The organism is Bacteroides sp. QWL-09, assembly GCF_058683585.1.
Genome location: NZ_CM178748.1, coordinates 825,469 through 851,492, shown reverse-complemented (window position 1 = coordinate 851,492; position 26,024 = coordinate 825,469). Strand labels below are relative to the sequence as shown.

The following is a 26,024-nucleotide window of genomic DNA, read 5'->3' as shown; positions in this document are numbered from 1 at the left end:
ACGTTTCCCAATATCACTTAACCGTGTTTAAAATGTCGCCTAACCGCGTTTCGATTATCATTTAACGGCGTTTCAATTATCACTTAGACACGTTTCAATTACCACTTAATCGCGTTTCAATTACCGTTTAGGGATCGTGAAATAGATGCTGAACCCACCATCCGGATAAGGTTCGGCATTAATTCGGCATCCTCTACGTCCGGCGAACTCATCATGATCGCGTATGATCTGTTTGCAAATGAGATATTCTGTTCCTTTCAGTTCTCCCTTATCATCGGCCGTCATCCGCTCAAGAGAGGGATAAAACAGTTGGTTCAACTCTTCAGTCTCTTTTTGACGTCTACGGTCGGTGAAGATAAAACGCACATAATCGCGTTCACCGACCACCGACAGGCGTAGTTCCCCGGCTTCATCGACCGTCAAAGCTTCGTCGATGAGATTCTCAAACAAGAAACGCAACAGGTTAAGATCGCCCAGCACCCTGAGGTCGGACGTTTCGGTAAGGAGACGAATCTCTGAACGAACCGTTTTAGAGGCTTTCTTAAAATACCGCTCAGCAAAGTCGAACAACTCTTTCACCGAGATGATGGTCCGTCTAAAGGTGACTTCTTCGAGTTGGCGCGAGGCACACGAACTTAAGATGGTGAAAATCCCTTTATAGTATTCGATCAGTTCGGTAATGGCTTCTACCGCTTCCAATTCCTCAGCAGTTGCAAGCGACTTCGTATTTAGTCGGTCGATGATCTGCTTGATCTTATTCGGATAATAGATCGTTTCGTGCTTAATCGTCGACAAACAGTTATCGAGTACCATGTTTTGCACGTGCAACACGCCGTCCTCCCAGGAGGCGCGATAAGCCTCTTCTTGAGCGGACTCAATGTCCCGATATCTTAAAGCTAAGGTAATCACCGCATTAAAGATCACAATGCCGACATACCGTCCAACCAGTTCGAAAAGCAAACTGTCGGTGGCCTGTTCGGTTCCGATGCGACGTTCTAAGTAGAGCACCCCGACGCATTTCTCCTCATCGCGCACCTCCACCATTAGAGGTAAGGTTTGAGTTCCATCCTTCGAGATGAGGGTCTTGGTCGCGAAACACTCTTCAACGATGCTCGGCATGGGACGGTTCGGACGCGAGACATAGTCCAAGGCATTCGTCGTCTCGTTGTATACCGCTATCCCCATACATTCAGAGGTCAGCAGTTCGTTGACACTATCGTAAGCTTCATCCACGATGCGCTTAGGGATCTCCTTCAACGCATTATCTTCACGTTCCAAGAGATCGACCGGTCGCTCTTGTCGAATGATGGAAGCTGAAAACACGCGCTTATTGATTTCGAGGACTTGTTCCAAGTTAAATCTGTTTTGAATCCTTTTCCGCATATAAGCCAAATAGTACACAATGAGATAGAGCACTAACAAGACAAGACATAAAATGATACCGATCGTTTTGTTGATCGTCGATTGTTCGAGCTGGCGACAAAAAGCTTCCAACGATTGATCTTCCCCTTGTAGCTTGTAGAGATCGGTAAAGGCTGTATTGTTATAGCTATACGCATCGAGTTGCTTTAGTGCAAGAAAGGCCACCGCAGCCTCGTTTCGAATATCTAGAATGACGTGAAAATCGGTATTGTACCCCTCGTTCCACCAGAAGATTTCGGCCGGCTGATCTTGCCCTTTAAGAGTCATGAAATGCTGTTCCTGTTGGTTGGTCTGCTTGCTGACTTGTTGGTTAAGAGAATACTTCCGATAGTGTGCATTAAGCAAATTTATCGCCGAATCAACATATTGAATGGCCAGTTGATGGTTCTTGTCAATATTGGCATAATAAGCGGAATTAGCATAGTCTGAAGCTTGATTGAGCAAATCCTCGTAAAGAGAATCTTGAACCACCTCCGATAAATTCTGCGGTTGGTCGTCTTCCATCCGTTGAGCAGGCCCTTGCAGACAAGAGGCAAATCCCAAAGGAAGCAACATCAATAACCAAATCGTTAATGTTTTCCGTACCCCTAGCGGCAATCGAAAATAAAAACGGCTCCCCTTACCCTGTTCGCTGTCCACATTAAACAGACAAACCTTAAACAGAGGATTGGTCTTCTTGTATTTCTCAATGATGCCTTTGCAGTTCATCAAGCCGAATCCACTCCCCTTACTCTTCATGAGTTGTTCGGGGTCGACCGTATGCTCCATACCAATCGACCGAGAATCATAAATCTTCTCCTCAATAATGCGACTGACATCCTCTTGGGAGAGTCCGGTACCATTATCTTGCACGGAGATTTCAACATAGTCGTCCGATGCCGCCGCATAGACCTCTATTTTGCCTCCTTCCGGAGTATATTTACGAGCATTCTCAGCCAACGTATTGATCATAAATAAGGTCAGCGCGCGATCGGCCTTCACCCACAAGTCCGTCGGTTCAACCTGGAGCGTTTGCTTCTTCAACTCATAAGCCCTTCGTCCCTTGCCAAGCAAATCAAAGAGCGCATTCAGTTCGAAAGTCTCAATATTCAGATTGAGCGATCCTTGTTTCATCTTAATCCAAAGCGCCAAGATATCGTTATACTCATTGATCGTCGTAACCAGTTCATCGATGTATCGGAACTTCTCTCTTTTGATCGCGTCCTCTTTCAGATAATCCAGCGACGTCAACTTATGCACTTCATTGAGAATGCGGTCGATATAAGGCGTCATGCCGTTTACAATGGCCAGACAAGATTTCTTGATTACATTTTGCCGTTTATTCGTTGCAATATGCTGTTCGTAGATATAGCGTTGCTTATCCAACAGTTGTCGCTCGTCGACCAGCTCCTCCATCATCTGTTCATTGCTTAGCGCCCAGTCGACATACGGTTGTATCAACAATAAGATGGCTTTATCTTCCTTATTCAAACGTTGAGACAGTTTGTAAAGAGCTTTACCATCGTCATCGAGATGAAGTTCTAGCTTGTTCTTCCCAAAGACCTCATCAATGCCTTGCTGTATCGAAACCAAGTCGACTGGTATCGATGAGATGATATCCTTACATAACTCCAGCGTCCGTTGTAGACGTTCGAGATAGAGTTGATCACGGACTTTCATTCGTCTATTGAAAAAGATGAAAAAAATGATCAGCAAGACCAATCCTCCGATAACCACCAACATGACAACGGTGAGCTGATTAGACTCTGCCTCGAGAGATAAATAACGACTCTCCAGTTCTTTGTCTTGTCGGGTGAAATTCAAGATATCCAGATAGGCATTTCGATTATAATCGGAGGCCCGTTTATTGTTCAGCCCGGCATACGATACGCTCAACTGCTCACGAATACGGGAGATCCATTCGGGCACGGTCTTAATATTGGTATGATCGCTCCAGGTCACGGCACCGGAATCGAAGTTTTCGTTAGAATACAACAGAAGCTGATCCTTTTTCTTGTTCGAAGAATGATAGAACTGTTCATGATGGCGATTCACACAGTCTAACGCCTTGGAAAGGGTATCTAAAGCTTCTTGATAACACCCATGAGCATTCAGGTAGCGACCGATCGTCACATAGGCTCCGGCAACTTGATATAGGTCGTTGTATTTCTTAAATAGGGATAGCGAGGTCTGAGCGAGCTTTAACGGCAATAGCGAATCCGATTCCACTCCGAGTTTCTCAATAAAATGTACTCTTCGTGCTTTGAAGAAATCGAATTTCGACGATGAGATCATGAGTCCGGCTAAGCCTTGTAAGCTATTTGCCTCAAAGTATGGATACCGTTTCTGAGAAGCCAACCGCCACGTATAATAGAGTTCGTCAAACTCTTGCAACGCTCGATCTTCTATCGTGTCGGCATGAGATAAGGAAGCCGATCCCTTAATATAATGGTAGTATAAGAGCTGGTTCGTATCGGTAGCAAGCGCTTCTTGGTCGATTTGATCAAGCGATGCAATGGCTTCGTCGCGCTGTTGCAAATAATAATAGTAGACGGCTGAAACGATATAGAATTCTGTAAAGGCATAGTTTAAACGAAGACGTTCGTGTCGGTCGACAAACAAGTCGCTATCTTCTTTGATCCGCTTCATTCGTCTTAAGGCGCGGTTCCGATAATCATAAAACTCCTTATTCATTGCCGTCCGCTGACAGATCTTCATCAACCCGATATCGGCGATCAACAGTTCAAGCTCATTCTTCGCAAACTTATAGACTTCTTTATGCAAGGATTCCGCTTTCTCAAAATCCATCTCCATGAAGGCATAAAAACCGAGGTTATTGCAGGCTTCTGCTTTTCCCGATTTATAGAAATCAATCTGGCCGTATGCCTCACGGGCATATTTATAACAGGAGTCTAAGTCCCGATATTTATAGCTATACGCCTTACCGTTAAGCGAATCAATCAACCGTACTTCTCGTGTCGGCACCATATCGGTACAGGAGAAAAAGGCTCCACACAAACCGATCACGATCATTATATATAACGGAACACGTAAATTCATACCGTAATTCAAACTCTTTTAGATAGCAAATCTACAAATATTTCCGGTAAAGTAAAGATAAATGCTTGACAAAAACCACTATTTACGAGTAAAATGAACATAAAAAAAGCAATTATTTCTGCTATGGACAAAATAAACCGGAATAAAAAGAATCTTTTTTGCCTTATGTTTTTTGAAATAAATCTTTTATAATGCCTCAAGAATTTATACCTTTGCAGGCAAATTAACGAAATAGGTAACAACTATTAAAAATGAGCGAAAAAGCACCCTTTATGGTATTCTCGGGAACGAATTCGAGATACCTGGCAGAAAAAATCTGCGCAAGTCTCAATTGCCCTTTGGGAAACATGAACATTACTCACTTTGCCGATGGTGAATTTGCTGTATCTTATGAAGAGTCAATACGCGGTTCACACGTCTTCCTTGTTCAGTCCACCTTCCCAAATTCAGACAATCTAATGGAACTTCTCCTGATGATCGATGCAGCAAAAAGAGCATCAGCGAAAAGTGTAGTAGCCGTTATTCCTTATTTTGGATGGGCTCGTCAGGACAGAAAAGATAAACCACGTGTTTCGATTGGAGCTAAATTGGTAGCCGATATCTTAGCTGTGGCAGGTATCGACCGTTTAATCACAATGGATTTACATGCTGATCAGATTCAAGGTTTTTTCAATATTCCAGTTGATCACTTATATGCGTCAGCCGTATTCCTTCCTTACATCGAATCATTAAACTTAGAAGATTTAGCCATTGCTACTCCTGATGTTGGTGGTTCAAAAAGAGCTAGTACCTATTCAAAATATCTTGGTGTACCATTGGTATTGTGCAACAAATCTCGTGAAAAAGCAAACGAAGTGGCTTCTATGCAGATCATCGGTGATGTGACAAACAAAAACGTGATCTTGGTAGACGATATCGTTGACACAGCAGGTTCTATCACTAAAGCAGCCGACATTATCATGGAAGGTGGAGCAAAATCAGTTCGCGCTATTGCCAGCCATTGCGTGATGTCCGATCCTGCTTCTTTCCGCATCCAGGAATCAACATTAACTGAAATGGTCTTTACTGACAGCATTCCTTACAGCAAGAAATGTGCTAAAGTAAAACAATTAAGCATTGCAGACATGTTCGCTGAAACCATCAAACGTGTGGTAAACAATGAATCAATCAGCTCACAATATATCATTAAGCGATAACTCAAGAGCGCAATAAACTAAAGGACTATCTTAAAGGCTTTCTTTAAGATAGTCTATTTTATTTTATGAAAAATGAAAGTCTATACTGAAGAACAAAGCATTGCACGGCTAAACGATTTAGGTCGGAAGAAACGTGCATTCATCTTTATCATTGATTATTCCGGACAGAACTCTTATATTGAAGAAATCGACCGTATTGATCCTTCGGAAGTGCTTTATGACTTCAACGGCTATTCCAATTATACATCTCCCTGCACCCTTCAAAACGCCCCTATCCTATGGAACACGTTTCCGGAGTCTTTTGAATCTTACAACGAATCGTTCAACATCGTTAAAACGAATATCCTAAGTGGTAATAGCTTTTTAGCCAATCTAACCTGTCAGACTCCCATCGAGACGAATCTTTCTCTAACCGATATTTTTTCTCGATCGAAAGCCCTTTACAAGCTTTATATTAAAGACCACTTTGTGGTATTCTCGCCTGAGATCTTTATCCGGATCAACGGAAACCAGATCAGTTCTTACCCAATGAAAGGGACGATCGACGCGACGCTACCTCATGCGAGAGCATTACTCCTTGACGACGTCAAGGAAAGTGCCGAACATGCGACCATAGTCGACTTGATTCGCAACGACCTTAGCATGGTTTCGAAAGACGTTTCGGTCAAGCGCTATCGATACGTCGATACCCTAAAGACTAATGAAGGCAGCATCCTACAAACAAGCTCGGAGATTGTAGGCCAACTCCCCGAAAACTATCCCGAACATTTGGGAGAGATCATCTTTAAACTTCTTCCTGCGGGTTCAATCACCGGTGCCCCCAAGGTGAAGACCAAAGAGATTATTCATCAAGCTGAGAAATACGACCGCGGGTTTTATACCGGCATTGCCGGATATTATGACGGCCATCGTCTGGATAGTGCCGTTATGATCCGGTTTATTGAGCAAAAAGAGAATCAGCTCTATTTCAAAAGCGGAGGTGGCATCACTTTCCAGAGTGAAGCCGAAAGTGAATACCACGAAATGAAACAAAAAGTCTATGTACCCATTTATTGAAACCATCTGCATTGAAAATAGTCGTGCCCTCAATCTCGACTATCACAATGAGCGACTCAACCGGACAAGAGCTCGTTTCTATCCAAGCGGTTCGTCGATTGATCTTCAAACGGATTCGCCTATTCAGTTTCAGGCTGATTCGGATTCGATCATTAACACTCAAGCTGATTCGATCATTGATCTTCAAACAGTCATGGCTTGTCCCATAAAAGAAGGTAGAGTTAAATGTCGGGTACTTTATGCCGATTCAATCTTGGAGATCGACTACGCCCCTTATGTGATCCGTCCGGTTTCCTCCCTCCAAATCGTTCAAAGTGATACCATTGACTATGGCTATAAGAGTAGTGACCGGAAAGATTTAAACACGCTTTTTGATTTACGGAAATCGGCAGACGACGTCCTCATTGTTCGCCATTTGCGGCTGACAGATACTTCCATCGCCAACGTTGCGCTATACGATGGCAAGACGTGGGTTACCCCACAGCATCCCTTACTCAAAGGAACCAAACGAGCTCAGCTTCTTCACGACGGACTGATCATGGAAAAAGACATTCATTTAGAAGAGTTGGCAAACTATACTCACATAACGTTATTTAACGCCATGATTGAGTTTAAACAAATCGTTTTACCCATCTCTCAGATTCAACTGTAAGATCGATCTCTAAAGCCTTTTATGACATTCTCGCTAGCGATTGTACGCTCTCTCAATCGACGATAATCAGCCGATCCCAAGAATAAAAAAAGGTCACGCAAACAAACGTTGCACAACCTTTTTAAAAAACTATATTTTAGTCGAATATTTATCGTAAACGATCTGCAGCTTTCACCATCACTTCGTCACGTCCGATAGCACGGATCGCTAAATAGTTTAGGACCATGCCCACAAGTGGCAAACAAAGCGACCAGCTAACCTTAAGTGTGCTAGCGTCGGTCTTTAAAGCAAAATAGAAGGCGACGAAAGCGATATAAAAGCCAAGTATAAGCAAGGAGTTAAAAACAGTCATTCTGATCTGCAATACTCGATTCTTAAAAAGCAAGATTGTTGCAAAAGAAATCATAGCGCTAAGAATCAAAATGCCCAATAATCCCCAAGTCGACTGAACAGTGTCGTTCACAACAACTCCTGATGCATTAAAATCGAATAATCCCGATGGGGTAACAAATGTACCCAAGGGTAAACACATAGTAACTATCAATAAAGCCGTCACCACTAATAAGTAAACGGATTGGATGCGTTGAATCATATCTGTTTTAAGATTAAATTAAATAATAATAGCCAAGCGATCAAGGTAGAGATACCCCTCACCTAAATAACTTGACTATAATAAGTTTTTCTAATAAAGAAGTTTACTGCAATCTTTCTTTTTCTTTTGCAGGGTTTCTATAATAAACCTTTCCTTCAAGATATTCTTGCGTAGCAATCAAATTTGGCTTTGGCAACTTCTCATAATAACGAGAAATCTCGATTTGCTCTCTGTTTTCAAAAACTTCTTCAAGATTATCATTATAAGAAGCAAATTCAGCTAGTTTCTTAGATAAATCACTCTTAATTTCCACGCTAATCTGATTTGCTCGCTTACCAATGATAGAAACTGTTTCATAAACATTACCTGTATCGGCACATAAGTCCATCATGTCACGAGTCACAGTAGTGCAAGGAGCATTGGTTTTTTTGTAATCCATAAATCTATTTTAAATTAGTCTTTTATTACTTTCTTAGAATCTTCAAAGATCTTTTCAGCCTCTTTCAAATACTTACTTTCAGGAAACTCATTTTTGAAAGCATAATATTCATCGATTGTTTCACGATAGCGTTCAACCTTCTTCTCTTCGACGCTATAAATAGCCATGTTATACTTCGCCTTCAGAATCAACATAGAAAGTTCCTCTCTATATTCAGTATAAGGGTAGTCTCTTAAAGCATTTTGAGCGGTAACGACACACGACTCAAAATTATTACCCATATAGTTTCCTAAGTTGTAGTATAGTCGAGCAGAATAAAGCTCCTTCTTTACCAACTTATCTTGAAGTTCGAAGATCATTTTCTGAGCTTCTTGCTTTTTAGAGCTGGTTGGACAATACTCCATAAACATCTGAAGCTGTTGAATGGCTTGATACGTACTCGTTTGGTCCAAGCGAGGTTCAGGAGTATCTAAATAGAGCGCTTTACCGGCATGGAATCGCGCTAACTCAGCGAACGTTCCACGAGGATAAGTATTGTAATAAGTTATAAACGTTTGGGCTGCAGTCGAATAATCGCCATCATTATAATAGCTCATACCTAACATGTATAATGATTCTTCTGCCTTATCTGTTCCCTTAAGAATCGTTATTAACTCATTCAGTAAAGTTGCAGATTTGGTATATTTTCCTTTAGCAAAATAGTTCTTGGCGGCCTCATATTTGTATTCGTAGTCGGTACTTTTAAGCACCTTATTATACTCTCCACAAGATGAAAGAGCCGTAGCCAATAGAATTGTTATAGCGATATTCTTTTTCATGCTTTTAAAAATAATGGGCAAAGTTACTTAATCGTATGGAATTAACCAATTAATCAATGTTTTTTTATACAAAAAAGAAGTTAAGTGCTAAAAAAAGTTCTTTTACACTTTAATCAAACGAACATTCGAGTCGATAAAGTGTAAAAGAACTCTAATTACAACGAGAGAAATAGGATCTATTAATTTGAGATGGCATGGTCGGCTTTCACCTTCTCGCCTCCCCATGCTTTTAGATTAGTCCATTCCGCATAAGGTAAACTCCAGAAATCATCTTCCTGCGATAAGCCTAATGGTAAAAACCCACTCACACAAAGATAAGTACTTCCTGTATTGATATATTCTTCTGAAATCGAAATCTGATTACCATTAAATCCAACAGTCAGCCATCCGTTAGCATCAAAGTTAGCACGACCTTTAAATTGCTTTTTTAGAACCTGCGTCATTCCGCAACGCACTTGTGCAGGAGTAATCGTCTTTGGTAATTTATGAAGCAATGCCGCTTGTCCTAAAGCATGGAACACACCAACCCGGTAAACGATTGACCGCCCCACAACAGGATAAGTCCCTTCCGGTGAAATCATACGTTCCAACTGCTCAGCATAACGAGACAATCTCGGATATTGAACCTCCAAAAAGTCACTGCCTTCAATCTGATGCTTATGCATCACAATCAGGATATCGGTAAGCATCGGATGAATCACGAAGCTATTATAATAGTCGACATGGAATTTCTTTCCATCACTATATTGTCCGTCCCCACAATACCAATCATTCTGAAAACGCTTAACACCATAAGTGAGGCGTTCAAGATCGCATTCTCCGGTGAATTCGAGCAAAGCAGCTTCAACCATAGAAGTAAAGAGCAACCAATTGTTTGGATTAGGCTTGATCAGTCGGCTCTGTTTAAGTTCATAGATCACACGCTGTTTCGACGTTTCATCCAAGTTACCCCACAATTGCTTAGGAGCTCTTAATAATCCCTCCGCCAAGAAAGCTGCATCGACCAACGACTGAGTCGGAATAGAGAACTTCATATAATCAGGAGACGATGGATTTACGGCATTCGATATCGCCTTTACAGTCATTGCAATATATTTCTCACGCAACCGGCCTTCCTCTGAAGGATCAGGCCCCAACTCGAGCCATGGAGCGATACCGCAAACCGTACGTCCCAAAGCCTCCAAGTACGAATAATGCTGTCTATTGCCGGCTAAAGACTGATAAGGCATATGACTCTTAAGGGTCTCATTGGCCAAGTTACTCAATACCGGGTCTGAAATACGCAATAAAGTACGCACCCATAATTTGCGATCCGCCTGACCGTCTGAGGTTTTTTTAGCCATAGCAGAACCCGTCGATAAACAAATCAAAGCAAACAGAACTAAGGTTATTCTTCGTCTCATAACAATGTATTTTTATTTACTAAATCAGTTACTTTTACTTTCGATACTCTTTTTACGCTTCAGTGCCTCAAGGTAATAATAATCCGCATAATTTAAAGGAACATCAATCTCACTATCATGAGGAATACTTCCGACACTATGCATCAAGATGAATCCACCATTAGCACCGACCGAAGCTCTATACGATTTAGAAGCCAAAGACTTCATGATGCGATCTGCATACTTCTTATAAGATTTAGCATTAGGAATGTCGAAGGTCGAGATCTCATACAGAGCCGATGCAATGCAAGAAGCCGTAGAAACATCTCTAGGTTCATTCGGAATATTTGGCGCATCCATATCCCAATATGGAATCAAATCCTTTGGCATGCGAGGATGATTCTTCATCATCTCAAACGTCTTTAAAGCTTGTTTCAGATACTTCTCATCTTTTGTTTCACGATAACACATGGCATAGCCATAAATAGCCCAAGCTTGTCCGCGCGACCAAGTAGATCCGTCGGAATAACCTTGAGCCGTTTGCTTATGTCTAGGCTTACCGGTCACTAGATCATAATCGACCACATGAAAACAACTCCCGTCGGGTCTAAAATGTTCAGCTAAAGTGCGATCAGCATGATCGACGGCAATATGATAATAAGTCGAATCGCCCGATAATTTTGTGGCTTCGAACAACAGTTCCAAGTTCATCATATTATCAATGATAACCGGACACTGCCAACCTCTCTTGCTTTGCCAACTGTTTCCTTTCACGTCCCAGCTTTGAATAACCTTAGGTGCAGGGCGGAAACGGGTAGATAACGATTTCGCAGCTTGCAACACAACATCGACATACTCCTTGTTTTTAGTCAGCCGTAAGCCATTCCCAAAACTACAATAGATAATGAAACCGATATCATGATGCCAAGTCAGAAACTGAGCTTTGCTGATGGAAGTGGTATATTTTTGAGCAAGATTCAAATATTTATCATTATCGGTCAGTTCGTACAAATACCATAAGCTTCCGGGGAAGAAACCACTACGCCAATCGGCATAGCCACAATAATACACTCCTCCCTTTTTGTTTAAAGTCACAGGGTTCAGACATTTGTCGCTCTCACTAGCCATTCGATCGAGGGCATAGTCCATCTGTTTACAGACCTGACGAATATCTTTTCGTGTTTGCCCATGAATGTCATGTACCCCGAAGATTAGGAAAAGAACTGAGTAAATCAGAATTTGTTTAATTTTTAAGTTCATAGTTTAGTCAATGTTTTTGATTTATCACAATTTCCGTCCGGATCAATCTTCGAGGTCAAAGAGCTTCCAAGGGTCTCCCCTAGCCCCAAGCCATCTCCCATTCATCTGGACTTCATTATAGATGCAAAGAAGAGAAAAAAAACAGATGACGACTTGACTTATTCTTCCAATTCAATAGCACAAATTATCCACCGGGGCTGAATATCAGAAACATTTATAAAAAATGGACTATTTCCTAACCGACTTCCTATAATCTTGTGGCGACATATTATACTGCGTCTTAAAACAGCGGCTAAAATAAACCGGAGAACCGAATCCTAAACGGAAGGCAATATCTGCAATTTGCAAATGATCGTCATTCTTGAGCATCGCAGCAGCCAATTTGAGTTTATAGTTTAAGATAAACGTATTGGGCGTCATGCCCGTCAGGGACTTAAACTTCGAATAAAGTGACGTCCGTCCTAGCCCGATCTCACGACACAAAACATTGACATCGAACTTCTCATCATCAAGATTCTGTTCGATGATAACGACCACCTTCTCTAGTAGCTCTTTATCCAACGGATTGATAGCGACTAGATCAATATCTTCGATAGGCTTCTTCACGAATTGATTCTTCAGCAGCACGCGATTTCTAATCAGGTTGTTGCAACGGGCAATGAGCAGTTGAGCATTAAAAGGCTTAGTGATATAATCATCAGCACCCCGACCCAAGCCCTCAATGTTTTGTTCCACCAAGTCCAAGGCCGTCAACAGGATGACAGGAATGTGGCATAAATCGATGTTGTTTTTGATATGCACACACAGATCCGTTCCACTCATTACCGGCATCATCACATCACTGATCACGATATCGGGAGATTCCTCAATCACTTTCTTCAAACCAGCCTCCCCATCTTGTGCCAAGACAATCTGATAGAATGGCTGGAAGATTTTCTCCAACGTATAAAGAAGTTCTTCGTTATCTTCAACAATGAGCAGTTTATACTTTTTGACCCCATCGACCACCAAATCATCGATTTCCGTCTGACTCAAACGACTATCGTCAATGATATTGATAATCGAATCGGGCGTATAAGACGTCTGCTCCTCCTTCGTCACGAGAGCCACGTCACTCCGCTGTTCAAAATGAGCCCGATCCGTTCTCAAGATCACTTGAAACGTACTGCCCTGTCCGGGCTGACTCTCAACAGAGATGACTCCCCCATGTTTTTCTATGATGGTCCGCGTTAGAGCCAATCCAATCCCCGTTCCAAAGGTACTGTTGACCTTCTGTTGATTACCACTCTGATAGAACGCATTGAAGATCTGCCCCAAATCGTTTTGAGCAATGCCGACCCCATTATCTATAACCTTTAGCACAAGGTCGTGTCCCTTATGCTCTAATTCGATAGAGACCTCCCCACCATCGGCCGTGTATTTAAACGCATTCGACAGCAAGTTGAACATCACTTTCTCCATCTGCTTAAGATCAAACCAACACACAATATCCTCCTCCTGAATATTCAGGTTGAAAGTGATGTGCCTACCACTGGCGTAATTATAGAAAGTGGCATAGATATCCTTTAGGAATGCACTCAAATTATTTTCCGAGACATGGATCACAAAATGGTTTTGTTCGAACTTACGGAAATCGAGCAACTCCGATATCAGGTTTTTCATCTGACAAGCATGCTTGTTGATCATCGATATGCCATTATACACTTCAGGGGAGATCTTACTCTTTTGTAACAGCATATCCACTTGAGTCACAATCAGCGTCAGCGGCGTACGGAACTCATGACTCACGTTCGTAAAGAAATGGAGTTTAGCCTGGTTCAATTCGTCAATTCGCTTCTTCTCGGCCTTTTCGATCTCCAGCGACAGACATAGGTTTCTTCTGAGCCGAACCACTCTATAGATCCAATACAAGAGAGAAAGAACGAAAAGAATAAAGAGGGTGATGGCCCACCAAGTATGATACCAGTACGGAGAAATGACTATTTTAAGAGAGATCTCTTGTACATATTGGTTCTTGAGAGCATTAGTCCCCTTTCTGACATGCAAGATATAAGTCCCGGGATCCAGATTTGTATAATTCAATCGCGAATGAGTCGTTAGAATCCATTTACGGTCAAACCCTTCCAACCGATACTCATACGAGTCACTATTCAGGATGTCGATATAATTCGAAGTTGCAAACTCAATAGTAAAACTGTTCTGGTTAGCCTTCAAATCAAGTTCCTTAAGGAAAGGAAGCGATTCGCTTAAAATGCCATGATCATCATCCGGACGGATCTCCGCATTATTGACCAACAACTTCGAGAAATAAAGTTTAGGCGTTTTATAGATGGCATCGAGTTTTTTCTCCTTGAAGGCTATGAGTCCATTGGTTCCCCCCACAACAATCATGTTATCGTTTGTAACGCAAGTCCCGCATCCATCGATGATAGAAGACAATAAGAGTCCGTTCTCCAGTTCGACAGAGCGGAACTGTCCATTGTGAGGTTTATACAATGTTATGCCGCGATTAGACGTGATCAGAATGCTCTTATCGGTGGTTTCCAGAAGATTATAACAATAATTACTCAACAGATGCCCCTCTTCGAAAGTAAACCTCGTGAACTCCCGCTTATGCTCATCATAACAGAACAATCCCGATCCGAGAGTTGCAGCATAAAGCTTCCCGTCCGACGATCTCAATAATTTGACAATATAGAAATTGCAACCAAACGGTTTTAGACTGTGATGTTCAACTTCCTGAAGATTATCCAATCGCAATTTAGTGATGTAAGAACCGGTAGCCAACCACATCTGATTCTTTTCATCAATATCGAACGTCTGATAATAACGCCCATCATCGACGAGCACCCTAAACTCGTTCGTTTCAGGATTCATCTCGAAAACACCATTACGAGCAGCCACGTACAAACGGTCATGATGGAAACAGACTTTAAAGACGACATCATTCGGCCCCTTTCCCCCTTCATAGCCCATCTTGAGATAGTTATAAAACGTCTTGGTCCTCAGATCGTAACGGCACAACCCACCAAGGTGAGTGCCGATGTATAAGACCTCACGTTTCGAATCGTAACAGATGCTTTTAAGATTGTTATGCGGCAAACGATTGCCACCACCGGCGGTATATGAAGAAAACTCATTAGTCGAACGGTTTAAGCAAGTCAGCCCACCTCCATCCGTACAGATCCAGAGATTAGAGCGTTTATCTTCCACCATTTCACCGGCAAAAGGATAATTCAGATCCCCCCGCCTGTCGGGGTCATAAGAATAATAAGTAAAAACATGATTATCCGGATTAAAATAGTTGACTCCTCCATAATAACTCCCGACCCAAATTGTTCCTTGAATATCTTGATAAAGAGAAAAGATCGACTTATGCGCCAGTTCACCCACATCGTACGTCCTATTAATAAGGGTGTAAGTCCCCTTCTTCGGATCGTACTTCTGTAATCCGTCGAAAGTACCAAACCAGATGTTCCCATGCCAGTCCTCAACAAATTCGCGAATCTGCGAACTCGATATTCCTTTAGGACTGAACGGCATATAAGGCACCTTATTAATCTTACCCGCACGGTCGATGCGATATAAACCTTCTGTGCGACACCCGACCCACAGCTCTTTCTTCGAACTATAAAACGTACGATACACATCCACTTCCGGTATGAGGCATTTAACCGATCCGTTTTTCCGGTTCATCTCATACAATCCTTTTTTTGTAGAAATGAGAATCGATAACTCCGATACCGTGATATAGTTGATCATAGGCAGATGAACCTTATGGCGAAAATCCAAACCACCACTCTGTTCATTATACATAAAGATCGAATCGCGCGAAACCACCCAAATGTTGCCGTCATGCGTATTCATGGCATATATGACTCGGGAAGTCACTTTTTGGAAAGACTCTTTTCGAATACTATACTTCAGCAGCTTACCATCGGCTACGATAAAGACATCCCCTTTCCGATCGCCCTTTATGAAAGAGATCTCGTTACCGATCAACACCGAATCGCATCTAGAGTTTGCTCCACTCACCCAGCCTCTATAAGAAGTGATTTTTTCCTGATCGTAAACATTGAGACCTTCACGGGTACCAAACCACATCCGGCCAAGTTGATCTTGATAAATGGCCATCACAGACGACTGCGAAAGTCCATCTTCTTGTCCCAGATGACGAAAATAACCCGCGAAAGCAGATAGATGTGTAGATAAGAGTAATAAACTTAAAATGAGTGAACGTGTTTTCATGGTTTTGTTTTGTGCGCGCAATGCTAATAGCGAACAAATATATCTCATATATTTATATTACACAAATAAAAAACGGCCCGATTTGTATTGCAACGATGGGGCCTATAGACCATGAATAAGTCAAATGCCATTGTACAATTAACGCAACACCACACCCTATTGAGCACAAATTAGGATTGAAAAAAGGCAAAAATATAAGCATAAAAGCGTCGACTGATTTGTATTTCTCAACTATTTTAACGAATATTTGTAGCTTGTTTTAAAATCTATGTAAATTCTAAAAGAAGCATTATGAAATTACTCCAACTCGTTGGATACCGAGGACAAACCAGTATCCGCACCGAATGCATAGCAGGGCTAACTACTTTTTTGACGATGTCGTATATCCTGGCGGTTAACCCGGATATCCTATCTCAAACAGGAATGAGTAAAGAAGCAGTATTTACTGCAACAGCTGTTTCATCGGCTTTGGCCACTTTCTTAATGGCTGTTTTAGCCAAATTACCTATCGCCTTGGCACCTGCCATGGGTGTTAATGCCTTTTTCACCTTTACCATTGTACAAGGCATGGGAGTCAGCTGGGAAACCGCTATTACCGCCGTATTCATTGAAGGTTTGATTTTTATCCTAATCACCGCTTTCAACATCCGGGAAGCCATCGTCAACAGCATACCACTCAGTCTGCGATATGCCATATCGGCGGGTATCGGTATGTTTATCTCTTTCATCGGATTAAAGAATGCGGGAATCATCGTATCTAACGAAGCAACTTTCGTGATGTTGGGTAAGTTCACCCCGGTTGCATTATTAGCCGTAGGCAGTATCATGTTGAGTGGAGTCTTAATGATCTTAAAAGTTCGCGGAGCGTTATTCTATAGTATTATCATCTGTACCCTTGTCGGCATTCCGATGGGCGTGACTCATCTTCCGGAAAACTTCTCACCGGTTTCACTCCCTCACTCTGTAGAACCGACTTTCATGAAATTCGATTTTAGCAACATCTTCTCTTTAGATATGGCCATTGTGATCTTCGCTTTGATCTTTATGGACTTGTTCGATACCATCGGTACACTGATCGGTGTTACGGCCAAAGGAGGATTAATGGATAAATACGGTCGAGTACCCAACATCAAACAAGCGTTATTGGCCGATGCTATCGGTACCACATTCGGTGCAATGATGGGAACATCAACCGTAGGTTCATACGTTGAGAGTGCTTCAGGTATCAGCGAAGGTGGTCGTACCGGATTAACGTCGTTAGTCGTAGCCGGTCTATTCATCTTATCTCTGTTCTTTGCTCCAATCTTCTTGATCATCCCAAGTGCAGCAACCACCGGTGCTTTGTTTATTGTGGGTGTATTGATGATTAGCAATATCCCGAACGTTCGTCTCGACGATATTTCAGAAGCTTTACCGGCTTTCGTAACCATGCTTATGATGGTCTTAACTTATTCTATTGCCGACGGTATCATCCTTGGTATGTTAAGCTACGTCATCATCAGAGTTTGTACCGGCCGATACAAAGAAGTCTCATTAACCATGTATATCCTCTGCGTCTTGTTTGTTCTCAAACTCGTCGTCGGATAATAAATAAAACTGAATCAGCAGACTGAAGTGAAAGCCTGAAGAATACGCTCAATCTTTTACTTCAGTCTTTTACTTCAGTCTTCTACTTTAGTCTTTTACTTTAGTTTAAAACCTAATAAAATCATGAACTTTGAACTCACTGCTGCTTACCAGCCAACAGGCGATCAGCCGGAAGCGATAGCCCAACTGACCGACGGGATCAATCAGGGGCTTCCTGCACAAACGCTACTGGGAGTCACCGGCTCCGGAAAGACGTTTACCATAGCAAACGTGATAGCACAGATCAACAAACCCACGCTGATCTTAAGTCATAACAAGACATTAGCGGCTCAATTGTATAGTGAGTTCAAAGGATTTTTCCCAAACAATGCGGTAGAATATTACGTTTCGTACTACGACTATTATCAGCCGGAAGCCTATCTACCCAACACCGATACCTATATCGAGAAGGATCTTGCCATCAATGACGAGATCGACAAGCTTCGTTTAGCGGCCACCTCTGCCCTCTTATCGGGACGGAAAGATATCGTGGTCGTCTCCTCTGTGTCGTGTATCTATGGTATGGGCAACCCTTCCGATTTCTACAGCAATGTCATCGAGATCGAACGCGGACGATTGCTCGACCGTAACGTTTTTCTTCGACGCTTGGTCGACAGCTTATATGCTCGCAACGATATCGAACTCAGTCGTGGACATTTCCGCGTTAAGGGCGATACCGTAGATATCTTCTTAGCCTATTCGGACAACCTCTTACGCGTCTCTTTCTGGGGAGACGAGATCGACGGTATTGAAGAAGTCGACCCCATCAGCGGAGTCACCTTAAACAAGTTCGAGAGCTACAAGATCTATCCCGCAAACCTCTTCATGACCACCAAAGAGGCCACGCTTCGGGCCATTCATCAGATCGAAGACGACCTCACCAAACAAGTCGCCTATTTCGAATCGATCGGAAAACCCTACGAGGCCAAGAGACTATACGAACGCGTCACTTACGATATGGAGATGATGCGTGAGCTGGGACATTGTTCGGGCATCGAGAACTATTCACGCTATTTCGATGGTCGTGAAGAAGGATCACGCCCCTACTGCCTACTCGACTTCTTTCCGGACGACTTTCTCATCGTAATCGATGAGAGTCACGTGAGTGTTCCACAGATACGTGCCATGTATGGCGGCGACCGTGCCCGAAAGACCAATCTTGTAGAGTACGGATTCCGTTTACCGGCGGCGATGGACAACCGTCCATTGAAATTCGAAGAGTTCGAAACCCTTGCCAAACAAGTCATCTATGTCAGCGCCACACCTGCCGATTACGAGCTTATCCAATCGGAAGGTATCGTTGTCGAACAAGTTATCCGTCCTACCGGACTGCTTGATCCGGTTATCGAGGTTCGCCCAAGCATGAATCAGATTGACGACTTGATGGAAGAGATTCAGCTACGCATCGAGAAAGAAGAGCGCACGCTGATCACCACGCTGACCAAACGCATGGCAGAAGAGCTTTCGGAATATCTGCTGAACAACAATGTGCGCTGTAACTATATCCATAGCGATGTCGACACGCTAGAACGCATCAAGATCATGGACGATCTCCGCCAAGGTATCTACGATGTGCTGATCGGCGTCAACCTCTTGCGTGAAGGACTCGACCTACCGGAAGTCTCGCTCGTTGCCATCTTAGATGCCGATAAAGAAGGTTTCTTACGTTCTCACCGATCATTGACCCAAACAGCCGGACGAGCGGCTAGAAATGTTAACGGTAAGGTGATCATGTACGCCGATAAGATGACCGACAGCATGAAGCTGACCATCAGTGAAACCAACCGAAGACGAGAGAAACAGTTGGCTTATAATGAGGCCAACGGCATTACTCCGACACAGATCAAGAAGGCGCGCAACCTGGCTGTCTTTGGAACGAATGACAGCGAAGAGGCGAACGCTCTGAAACAACGTCATGTGTATATCGAACCGGAAACGCCAAATGTAGCGGCCGATCCGATCGTTCAATACATGAATGTCTCACAAATGGAGAAGGCGATCGAACGTCTGCGTAAACAGATGCATGAGGCGGCAAAAAAGTTAGAGTTTATCGAGGCAGCACAATATCGAGACGAATTACTCAAATTGGAGGATCTTAAAAAGGAAAAATGGGGATGATTATTAAAAACAACACCTATATCTTCTGTTTTTGTTAAAAAGATCGTTAATTCACGATATCATCGTTAATAGACGTTATATATTTAACTAAAAAGAGGGCGTACTATTGCGAATTACAAAACAACCCCTATCTTTGTACTGTGTTTTTCATAGTATTAGATTTAAGGTTAACAAAGGTTGGAGTACAGCGGTACTCCTTTTTTTTTATACCTACCTCTGTGTCACATTTACACAGCACATTGCCGCATTTACACAGCGCATCGCCGTAGTGAAATAGCGCATTGTTGTAGTGAAATGCCACAATGCGCTATTTTATTACGACAGTGTACTATCATGTTCATTATTGTTAAATGCCACATGGGTGCCATTGAATTAAATTTAAACAGGCTCTAAATTTCAATAGAATAATCATTATCAAACGATTCTTTACCATCAATCACCTTATTCTATCATTACGAAGCAAATCGCCGCAATGTTCACGAACACTCTCAAAGATGTCGCGACAGCGTTTTTCACTCATTTTGACTTTGGTTCCGATGGTTATCATATCACTCAACGAAGGACTACCCTTGCCATTCACCGAAGTAGCATGCTCGCCATTGTAACCCTCGGCGCACCAAGTCAAATCGTAAGCGGGAGCCAATCTCCAAACAAACTTACCCACAGAATTCTTCCTACAAATAAAACTGAAGTTCTTACAATGGTCATCTTTATTGTCCGTCAGATAGTTAAACACCATACGACGGAACATCTCTTCCACGTCTTCGCGGCTTTGAGTCAAGAATCCGGTTAGAGCTAAAAGATTGCTATAGTCAAGCATGGGGTTCGACAAAGAGATACAAAGCAATCCTCCGGCTGTGACCACATGAAAACGTTGCCCGTTGGAAGATAGGTCGAACCGCCGAGATGCAAAATATCTGTCGTTTACCAACTTGAAGTCGGGTACATCAATGCCGCACCCACAAGCCACCTCATTATAATGATATTCTTGAATTCCCATATCTAAAGGGTCATAGGTATGGCGAAACTTCACCATCCAATGCCCATCCGCATCGGTGAACAAAGCTTTGGGTCGGCATCCGCCACTATTCTGACTATTGAACAGAAGTAATCCGGCATCATTGTCATTCTTTTCTTTCAACACTTCAAAAGCCAATTGTTGTAGACGGTCGAAATCACAGGGTTCAGAATTTTGCTGAAGACAAGTTTCCGGTTCGTAAGTCAACGCTCCCATCCCTCCATTTCCCACCAAGCTAAGTCGGTCGAGAGAAGAAAGATCTGAGTCATTGATTCCATTTTTTAGCAAGACCTTATGGAGCAAATGCCGACCATATCCATCGGGTAACGAATCTTCAAAGATGCCAAAGTTACCATAAAACGGCGTGGGAGAAGCGATGAAAAGTCCGGGTTTCAAAGGCAGTTCCAAGGGAGAAATAGAGAACCCTTCGGCCAGCCATCCCGCATCGTACTCAAACGCGCAAAGGCGATTATCCGGTGTCAGAGAAAGCTGACCAACCGTTTGTCCTTGATATTTTACGATCAATTTATCTATCTTCGTCATTTCTATACGCCCTCTTTTTACTTGCATTTTTGCGAATTTGACTCAACTCTTCCATCGTTTCATATTTAGGTTGAGCAAACAGATTTTTGATCTCTGATCCATACCCCATCGCCAAGGCCAAATGAATAAGATTACTTAACGAAATTAACCCCTTCTGTTCAAATCGGACCACATTACTCACCGAAATTCCGGTTTTCTCAGCTAGTTGCTCTCGCGTCAAATTCTTCTCCACCCTACGACGACGGAAATCTGTAGCGATTTCCATCCCTATTTCATCGGCATTTGGAAGCGAATAGTTATCTAATACTGATAACATATTATTTGAATCATCTCTTATCATATCATTACTATGTATATATTATCAATAACAAATATACGATTTTCCGATGAAAATCACTCAAAAAGCATAAAAGAATAATCAAACGACGGAAGCATTCTTTTCACTATTTTTTATATCAGCGACACAAGAAGCATTCAAAAATGTTTAAGAGCAGGTAAAGGAATTTTCATTTGAAAAAACAAGTCCAGTTTAAGAAATAATGATACATTTGTTCTTCAATAAATAGTCACTTTAAAAAGATCGCATCAATGAAAATACACAGAAGCTTAACTCTCTATCAGGCTTTAATCATACTAATGATCAGTTGGACATATACTCTTATGGTTAATGACTTTAACTTTGATGACTCACTCTATAAAATATATGCCACCCGAGGAATCCCATTCACATTAATAATTCAAGTCATTGCAGAATATGGAAAAGAAAAAAGCAAGATCGGGCAACAAAGTCTTCCCAAGATCACGACCAACGCAACGGAGAAGTTTAATCAATCACGGGAGATACGGTACTCGCAATCGTGAGATGCGGTCGTTGCAACGCTGGAGTGCGGTCGTTGCAACGCTGGAGTGCGGTCGTTGCAACGCTGGAGTACGGTCGTTGAGACGCTGGAGTACGGTCGTTGCGACAACATCGTTTTAGACTTCTCATCATATAGAATCAACGAAAACAGAGTAAACGAAAGTTTAGGCATACATACAACAAAAAAAGCTCTGTAATCATTAAGAACCTGTTTAAAAATCAATCAAAATATTTATTAAGCATGATTTTGCAGAATACCAATTGTACCATGGTAACAGCCGTTTCTGCATAATACTCGTAGTCAATGGTAAGCTTTCTGAAATTCTCAAGCCATGCAAAGCTTCTTTCTACAATCCAACGTTTGGGTAGAACTTGAAATTTGGATGGACATTCATCAGGTCGTAAAACAACCTCTAATTCCCATCCAAATTTATCCAATATCCAATCCGAAAGAGTCCCTCTGTATTCTCCGTCGGCGAGTATTTTGATCAAACGAGGAAATTTGAATGCGAGTTTGTCAATAACTAGCGGAGCACCCTTGCTATCATGAATGTTTGCTTCATGAACAGCTACTGCCATTGGTAGCCCAAGAGTATCAACGATTACATGCTGTTTTCTCCCTTTTATCTTTTTGTGTCCATCAATGCCTCTATCGGAATCAACATGATGAGAAGTCTTAACGCTTCTAGAGTCGATAATTCCTAAACTCGGGCTTTCGGCTTTTCCTAATTGTTTGCGTACATTAGAATGAATGGCGCTTAGCAATTCTTCTATTATACCTTCATTCTTCCATTTGCTGAAATCGTAGTATACGCTTTGCCAAGGTGCAAAATTAGAAGGAAGCATACGCCATTGACAACCTGTTTTTAGCAAGTAGAGAATGGCATTAAAAATCCCACGAATAGAATATTTTTGTCTTCTCTTTTGTGTATTCACTATTTTTTCTATAAATTGCTACTGTTTATCAGTGAGGTTGGTTGAATATTGTTCCATAACTTAATGTCTTAGTAACCATAAAGTTAAGAATAACACATCAATTAACCAACTGATAATCACTGTAATATATTCTTGCATAGCAATTATTTTAATTCATTTTCAAACAGTTTCTATCAATAAATGGACAATGAAAAAAATAAAGAACTTATATGTAGTCATACTCTTATTGCTAGTGGCTTGTTCCACTAATTCGAGTAAAATAGGTAAAGAAAAATCTGATCAGAAAATAGAAAGGAATAAAAAAGTATCAGTAGGATTGCCGATTCTTGATTTGAGTAAAGACTACCCTAAAAAAAAGATCACTCTGCAAGACATTGCCGATGTGGAATATATTGCACTCGAAACAAACGAAGATGCATTACTGAAATCGACTTCTATATATATAACCAGTAATAAAATAATCGCTTCCGATCTACTTGGTACAATAGTAATCTTTGACAGGAGAGGAAAGTATCTCCATTCTTTTAATCATAAAGGGCAAAGCGGAGAAGAATATCGTGACCCAATTAGTATAGCAGTCGATAATGAAGAGATATTTGTTGTCGATTTTTGGAAAAAGTGTATTCAAGTTTATGATTACGAAGGTAAATATAGACGAACATTGAGATTACCGGCAAAAAGTAATTTTTCATCTTCTATATTTAATTATAATGACGATTTTTTATTAGGTAATGATAAATATATGGTTGATACAGGAAAAGATGACCAGACAAATAAAACTCCTTATTGTAAGATTTCAAAAAAAACAGGAAAACTTACACCTCTCCCTTTGAAATTTACGAAAAGAATAGGAGATGAGTTCGTTCAATATATTGATGAACAAAACTCGATAGGTGGTACATTAGGAGTCTCTCCTTTGGCGACTTTTGGTTCAGATGGACTAATTGCTGATTTTACTTTGGATACTGCTTATATTTATCAGAATGATGTATTACAACCTATAGCTGTAAGAAAAAATTGTGTTAGTAATAATAACAAGCCAATAATATCAACAATTGAATTTCTTACAGACCGATACCAGTTATGGTTTACGCAGGAAAAAAATCTCGATTTTAAAACAAAAAATGTTCCTGAACCGGTATTTTATTTAATTGACAAAAAGATTAATGAGTGTTATCTTATCGAATTTTTCAATGGAGATGGAGTTACTTGGGCAGATGTGACAACTTCGATATACGAAAGATTGTCTGCAAATATACATTCAGTTCCTCCAAAATATGCAATACAAATATATAAGCCTGAAAAACTTATAAAATTTAACAATGAAGGAAAGTTGAAAGGTGAATTAAAAATAATTGCTTCCAAACTAAAAGAAGATGATAATCCTGTATTGATGATTGCCAAATTTAAAGAATAATAATATGAACCCATTTGCAGATATAACCGCTAAAGATATAGAATATAATCTTGTTCATTTAGGATCATACCTAAATCCTGAGGGACTTTGATTGATAATCTTTATCTTTGCCCAAAAGCTTATGAATTACGATAGCTTCCTGCGTTTTATCTTTCCCGATGGCATGTTTGATTACTTCGACATGGTTCGTTTTAATGAGCTTTCCGATAAAGTTGAAATTTATTTTGAGGAGAGAAATAATCCTCCTGAAGAATATCAGCAGGATAAGCTTGAAAGCAAAGGATTTTATGAGGAAGTTCGTATGCATGATTATCCCATGCGCGGACGGAGCTGTATCCTTTATATAAAGAAACGCAGGTGGTATAATCATACCAAAGAAAAATACGTCTCCCGTAACTGGTTATTAATGGCTCAAGGCACGCAAATCTCCTGTGAATTTGCGTCTTTTTTAAAAGCGATGGATTGACTCGCGCGCCCTTAGCATCAGTTCATTGGCCGATCACTATGGTTTGGAGGCCAAGCAACTCGAATCACAGTATAAGAATCATCTGAGCAATTACAGACTTTGGGATCAACTTCCTCATGCAGAAGATTGGATCTTGTTTGAAAAGAATATCGGTGCTCATGTAGGACCGGATGAAACAAGTCTTTCCCGTGGAAAGTTATACACAATTCTAATCAATAAGGAAGCCCAAGGTAAGAAAGGAAGCATTATTGCCATGATTAAAGGAACAGATGTACAAACAGTCTCGAGAGTATTACTCAAACTATCGCGCAGACGTCGTTTTCAAGTTCGTGAGATCACTTTAGACATGGCCTCGAACATGCATCAGGTTGCTCGTATCTGTTTCTCCGCCGCCCGGCAAGTGGTCGACCGTTTCCATGTTCAGCAATTGGCCTTTGAAGCCGTACAGGAAATGCGTATTAAAGCACGTTGGGAGGCTATGGATAAAGAAAATATAGAGATTAGTTATGCTAAGGCCTGTGGAATGCAGTATAAACCTTTGGTGTTTGAAAATGGAGACACGCTAAAGCAGCTGCTTGCTAGAAGCCGTTATTTGTTATTTAAGAAAGAGACAGCCTGGAGTAGTTCTCAAAGTAAACGTGCAGCTATTTTGTTTAGAGAATACCCGGACATCAAAAAAGCATACTATTTAAGTATGCGCTTAGGACTCATTTATCATCAGTCCACGCAAACGAAAGTTCAGGCAAACATAACAACAAAAAAAGCTCTGTAATCATTAAATTACAGAGCTTTTTCTTTTACTTTGCTTTCTTCGAAAGCGGTCTGGACGGGACTCGAACCCGCGACCCCATGCGTGACAGGCATGTATTCTAACCAACTGAACTACCAGACCAAAATTTTCTTTTATTACAATCTCTCTCAATTGCGTTGCAAAGGT

General features: G+C 41.4%; 19 protein-coding genes and 1 tRNA gene. 9 read left to right on the top strand and 11 right to left on the bottom strand.

The window, feature by feature from the left end; translation table 11 throughout:
- Window positions 1-120: 120 nt before the first annotated feature.
- Window positions 121-4,461 (bottom strand): DUF5113 domain-containing protein, encoded by a 4,341-nt coding sequence (locus tag AC4PG5_RS03335; RefSeq protein WP_492030042.1) that lies wholly within the window; start codon window positions 4,459-4,461, stop codon window positions 121-123.
- A 251-nt stretch (window positions 4,462-4,712) separates the two neighbouring features.
- Here AC4PG5_RS03335 and AC4PG5_RS03330 point away from each other — a divergent pair, with 251 nt between their 5' ends.
- From AC4PG5_RS03330 to AC4PG5_RS03320, 3 genes are all read left to right on the top strand, one after another.
- The gene (locus AC4PG5_RS03330; protein WP_492030041.1) at window positions 4,713-5,657 is read left to right on the top strand and encodes a ribose-phosphate pyrophosphokinase; all 945 of its coding nucleotides are present in this window, start codon (window positions 4,713-4,715) and stop codon (window positions 5,655-5,657) included.
- Between the two features lie 72 nt (window positions 5,658-5,729).
- The gene (locus AC4PG5_RS03325; protein WP_492030040.1) at window positions 5,730-6,713 is read left to right on the top strand and encodes an aminodeoxychorismate synthase component I; all 984 of its coding nucleotides are present in this window, start codon (window positions 5,730-5,732) and stop codon (window positions 6,711-6,713) included.
- Complete coding sequence (locus tag AC4PG5_RS03320) at window positions 6,697-7,365, top strand: aminotransferase class IV family protein (protein ID WP_492030039.1); 669 nt, start codon at window positions 6,697-6,699, stop codon at window positions 7,363-7,365. Before AC4PG5_RS03325 ends, AC4PG5_RS03320 begins: the two co-directional genes overlap by 17 nt.
- A gap of 148 nt (window positions 7,366-7,513) precedes the next feature.
- Here the strand turns inward: AC4PG5_RS03320 and AC4PG5_RS03315 are convergent, their stop codons facing one another.
- From AC4PG5_RS03315 to AC4PG5_RS03290, 6 genes are all read right to left on the bottom strand, one after another.
- Complete coding sequence (locus AC4PG5_RS03315; RefSeq protein ID WP_492030038.1) at window positions 7,514-7,957, bottom strand: DUF4293 domain-containing protein; 444 nt, start codon at window positions 7,955-7,957, stop codon at window positions 7,514-7,516.
- A 103-nt stretch (window positions 7,958-8,060) separates the two neighbouring features.
- Complete coding sequence (locus AC4PG5_RS03310) at window positions 8,061-8,396, bottom strand: DNA-directed RNA polymerase subunit omega (RefSeq protein WP_492030037.1); 336 nt, start codon at window positions 8,394-8,396, stop codon at window positions 8,061-8,063.
- 14 nt (window positions 8,397-8,410) lie between these two features.
- Window positions 8,411-9,214: an outer membrane protein assembly factor BamD gene (locus AC4PG5_RS03305; RefSeq protein ID WP_492030036.1), complete on the bottom strand. Its 804-nt coding sequence runs from the start codon at window positions 9,212-9,214 to the stop codon at window positions 8,411-8,413.
- A 179-nt stretch (window positions 9,215-9,393) separates the two neighbouring features.
- Entirely contained in the window at window positions 9,394-10,617 is a 1,224-nt protein-coding gene (locus AC4PG5_RS03300) for a DUF2264 domain-containing protein (RefSeq protein WP_492030035.1), read from the bottom strand.
- A 24-nt stretch (window positions 10,618-10,641) separates the two neighbouring features.
- Entirely contained in the window at window positions 10,642-11,856 is a 1,215-nt protein-coding gene (locus tag AC4PG5_RS03295) for a glycoside hydrolase family 88 protein (protein ID WP_492030034.1), read from the bottom strand.
- 228 nt (window positions 11,857-12,084) lie between these two features.
- Complete coding sequence (locus AC4PG5_RS03290) at window positions 12,085-16,104, bottom strand: hybrid sensor histidine kinase/response regulator transcription factor (protein WP_492030033.1); 4,020 nt, start codon at window positions 16,102-16,104, stop codon at window positions 12,085-12,087.
- Window positions 16,105-16,395: 291 nt separating this feature from the next.
- Between AC4PG5_RS03290 and AC4PG5_RS03285 the strand changes: the two genes are divergently transcribed.
- Window positions 16,396-17,691, top strand: a complete 1,296-nt coding sequence (locus AC4PG5_RS03285) for an NCS2 family permease (protein WP_492030032.1) — start codon at window positions 16,396-16,398, stop codon at window positions 17,689-17,691.
- A 123-nt stretch (window positions 17,692-17,814) separates the two neighbouring features.
- Window positions 17,815-19,848: an excinuclease ABC subunit UvrB gene (gene uvrB / locus AC4PG5_RS03280; RefSeq protein ID WP_492030031.1), complete on the top strand. Its 2,034-nt coding sequence runs from the start codon at window positions 17,815-17,817 to the stop codon at window positions 19,846-19,848.
- Window positions 19,849-20,284: 436 nt separating this feature from the next.
- Here the strand turns inward: uvrB and AC4PG5_RS03275 are convergent, their stop codons facing one another.
- Together AC4PG5_RS03275 and AC4PG5_RS03270 are read right to left on the bottom strand one after the other, a co-directional pair.
- Complete coding sequence (locus AC4PG5_RS03275; RefSeq protein ID WP_492030030.1) at window positions 20,285-21,409, bottom strand: type II toxin-antitoxin system HipA family toxin; 1,125 nt, start codon at window positions 21,407-21,409, stop codon at window positions 20,285-20,287.
- The gene (locus tag AC4PG5_RS03270; RefSeq protein ID WP_492030029.1) at window positions 21,393-21,725 is read right to left on the bottom strand and encodes a helix-turn-helix domain-containing protein; all 333 of its coding nucleotides are present in this window, start codon (window positions 21,723-21,725) and stop codon (window positions 21,393-21,395) included. The genes AC4PG5_RS03275 and AC4PG5_RS03270 overlap by 17 nt, the downstream gene beginning before the upstream one ends.
- A 272-nt stretch (window positions 21,726-21,997) precedes the next feature.
- Between AC4PG5_RS03270 and AC4PG5_RS03265 the strand changes: the two genes are divergently transcribed.
- On the top strand, window positions 21,998-22,270 hold the full coding sequence (locus tag AC4PG5_RS03265; protein ID WP_492030028.1) for a hypothetical protein: 273 nt from the start codon (window positions 21,998-22,000) through the stop codon (window positions 22,268-22,270).
- 217 nt (window positions 22,271-22,487) lie between these two features.
- Here the strand turns inward: AC4PG5_RS03265 and AC4PG5_RS03260 are convergent, their stop codons facing one another.
- Entirely contained in the window at window positions 22,488-23,204 is a 717-nt protein-coding gene (locus tag AC4PG5_RS03260; protein WP_492030027.1) for an IS5 family transposase, read from the bottom strand.
- 187 nt (window positions 23,205-23,391) lie between these two features.
- On the opposite strand from AC4PG5_RS03260, the gene AC4PG5_RS03255 reads away from it, so the two are divergent.
- The 3 genes from AC4PG5_RS03255 to AC4PG5_RS03245 all read left to right on the top strand — a co-directional run bounded on the left by AC4PG5_RS03255 (window position 23,392) and on the right by AC4PG5_RS03245 (window position 25,859).
- Window positions 23,392-24,621, top strand: a complete 1,230-nt coding sequence (locus tag AC4PG5_RS03255) for a DUF4934 domain-containing protein (protein ID WP_492030026.1) — start codon at window positions 23,392-23,394, stop codon at window positions 24,619-24,621.
- A 121-nt stretch (window positions 24,622-24,742) separates the two neighbouring features.
- Window positions 24,743-25,087, top strand: a complete 345-nt coding sequence (locus AC4PG5_RS03250) for an ISAon1 family transposase N-terminal region protein (protein ID WP_492030025.1) — start codon at window positions 24,743-24,745, stop codon at window positions 25,085-25,087.
- A 25-nt stretch (window positions 25,088-25,112) separates the two neighbouring features.
- Window positions 25,113-25,859, top strand: a complete 747-nt coding sequence (locus tag AC4PG5_RS03245; protein ID WP_492030024.1) for an ISAon1 family transposase — start codon at window positions 25,113-25,115, stop codon at window positions 25,857-25,859.
- Window positions 25,860-25,905: 46 nt separating this feature from the next.
- On the opposite strand, the gene AC4PG5_RS03240 is transcribed toward AC4PG5_RS03245, so the two are convergent.
- Window positions 25,906-25,979 (bottom strand) — tRNA-Asp (locus AC4PG5_RS03240).
- Between the last annotated feature and the right edge of the window lie 45 nt (window positions 25,980-26,024).